This window comes from Pseudomonadota bacterium (assembly GCA_026388255.1).
Lineage (GTDB): Bacteria > Desulfobacterota > Syntrophorhabdia > Syntrophorhabdales > Syntrophorhabdaceae > JAPLKB01.
Genome location: JAPLKC010000146.1, coordinates 1 through 2,263 on the forward strand (window position 1 = coordinate 1; position 2,263 = coordinate 2,263).

The window sequence follows — 2,263 nt, forward strand, 5'->3', positions numbered from 1 at the left end:
AGGGTCTATACCATCCGAACCGGTCCATTCAAAAAGTATCTGTTCCATAAGGCCATCACGGACACCGGAGTCTTCTGTTGCTATGAACTGCTCAATCAGGGCTTGGAGTGTACCTGTGGTATCCCTCACCATCGCCTGATGTAAATCGTAGGTATTGCCGTAACCCTGTAAGTCGGGTAGGGCGGCTATGTCATCGGGAACATCAAGCCATTCATTGGCGATAGTGTAGGTCACGTCCCTCTGTAGATTAAGGACGAACGTAGGGACGTTGTTTCTTTCTGTACGTTTATCCTTATCCTGCCCTGTTGAGTTACTGAGAGTCCTGAACATACGCGCCTCTTTTGCCTACTTATATTTGTTTTTTGTCATAGGCATAAATCCCCCATAGTAATTACGCACCGATAGTATTGCCTTATTATAAAATGATATTTTATGTTCTTATTGATTTTAATGCCCCCCCCTTCTCTCTCGATGTAGGAATGCCTTTAAAACCTTTAAAACCGGATAATTATGATTTAACTAAGATGCCCCGCCTGCTGATGTGTTGAAAACAATACAATTACATTTTGCAAAATATCTGTCAAGAAAATTATTAGAAAAATAACAAATAATCACAAAAAAGTACTCTGCCATAACTCATCTATATCCTTACATTTATCAAAAGTATTGGTTTTATTGTCTGCACACTGTGGGTTTTGTGAGAGATAAAGTATTTTTACGGTCATTCGCAAAACTCTTCACAACTGTGGTTTGCGTGGCTTCGTCGACACTGTGGCTGCGGCCTGCTGCTGAACATAGTCACAGAGGACGGACAGATCATTAAAGAGTTCCTCAAGGTCTTCTTTGGTATATTTGCCTGCATTCTCCTCAATAGCGATCTGTAGGGAACAATCAACTCGCCCTCAAATCTAACAATCTCAACACCCGCAAAACCGTTATTATGATAGACCTCACCCGTTAGCAGTACCCCACTTCACAACAAGTACCCCCTTTGTTTTCATCATGCGCAGCTATTCATCATGTTATGGTGTTTCTTTGCTGTTTTTCTTCCGATAAGACCTCCCTTCAAAGGTAATGAAGGTTCCGTTCATACTTAACCTGTCTAGAATTGCCGATGCTGTTACCGTGTCAAAAATCTTTCCCCACCGGGAGGGTACCAGATTAGTAGTTACCAGGGTAGTGCCCATTTCCGATCTCTTGGAGATGATCTGGAAGAGAGAATCGGCATGTTCTCTCGAAGGCAGCACATACCCCAGTTCATCGAGACAGAGGACCGGTATCTTTGTATAGTAGTCAATGAGACTGTAGACACTTCTGGTTTTCGTCAGTTTTGCCGTAAGGTCAAAGAGGGTGCTAAAGGAGGAAACAGAAAGGTCAGGTATTCATGTCTTAGGGGGGAGATGCATTGAGGAGTTGTCCGCTTTTTTGGGGGAAGATCATCGGCCTGAAATCAGGCCTCTTGCTGATGCCTGGTGATGCAGACTGAATATATTGCCAATATGCACACAATGTGATAGTGTTTATCAATGAAAAGTATAAGCTGGAACACGGAAAAGAGTATGGAGTTCAAAATGTCACGGGGAATCTGTTTCAAATCAGAAGTCATATCCCGGACAACGAATCATGGTCATTGGTGTGGCCGATTACGCATATCTTGTACCTTATGTTGAGAATGAGGAAGAGTTGTTTTTGAAAACGATTATCCCGAGCAGGAAGGCTACGCAGCTATATCTTGGAGAAAAACATGAAGACTAAACTAACAAAAGAAGAGAAGGAAATACTGGACAGCTTTGAGAAAGGTGAGGGGGTTCCCGTTACTGACCTTTCAAAAAGAAGAAAGGAATTGGCAGAATACGCTCGCAATACCCTGAAAAAGGACAAAAGACTGAATATACGTATTTCTGAACGAGACCTTATAGAGCTCCAAAGAAAGGCTATAAAAGAAGGCTTGCCGTATCAGACGTATGTGTCAAGCATTATTCATAAGTTCATTAATGGAACACTTGTTGAAGGAACAACAAAATAAGGGGCAACAAGCCGTTGAAGCCAATCGGTCATAAAGTCGGCCTCTGGCTGACCTCTTTGTTGAATGAGGAATAGGAATGAATGATCAGCACAGCAGATGGCAAACAAAGGAGCTTGCACAGACCTTTTTAGAGGGAGTTCGAGGGGCTATTCCGGCGGCAAACTTCCAGTTGGAAGTACTCGAAAAGATTGTAAGCGAGTGGTGTACTCTGCCATCCAAGATTTTGGACCTTGGGTG

3 protein-coding genes and 1 pseudogene are annotated in these 2,263 nt (G+C 42.9%); 3 read left to right on the forward strand and 1 reads right to left on the reverse strand.

Annotated features, from left to right (window positions below; genetic code table 11):
- Window positions 1-330, reverse strand: a 330-nt coding sequence (locus tag NT178_19030) for a hypothetical protein (GenBank protein ID MCX5814610.1), incomplete at its 3' end; no start/stop codon positions are given.
- A 795-nt stretch (window positions 331-1,125) separates the two neighbouring features.
- Here NT178_19030 and NT178_19035 point away from each other — a divergent pair.
- The 3 genes and pseudogenes from NT178_19035 to NT178_19045 all read left to right on the forward strand — a co-directional run bounded on the left by NT178_19035 (window position 1,126) and on the right by NT178_19045 (window position 2,026).
- The gene (locus NT178_19035) at window positions 1,126-1,290 is read left to right on the forward strand and encodes a hypothetical protein (GenBank protein ID MCX5814611.1); all 165 of its coding nucleotides are present in this window, start codon (window positions 1,126-1,128) and stop codon (window positions 1,288-1,290) included.
- A gap of 236 nt (window positions 1,291-1,526) precedes the next feature.
- Window positions 1,527-1,755 (forward strand): annotated as a pseudogene (locus NT178_19040) (toxin).
- Entirely contained in the window at window positions 1,745-2,026 is a 282-nt protein-coding gene (locus tag NT178_19045) for an antitoxin (protein ID MCX5814612.1), read from the forward strand. Before NT178_19040 ends, NT178_19045 begins: the two are co-directional and overlap by 11 nt.
- Window positions 2,027-2,263 lie beyond the last annotated feature (237 nt).

What these genes read in the sequence shown, in the direction of transcription:
- NT178_19045 (MCX5814612.1), top strand. Translation starts at nt 1,745, where the DNA reads ATGAAGACTAAACTAACAAAAGAAGAGAAGGAAATACTGGACAGCTTT.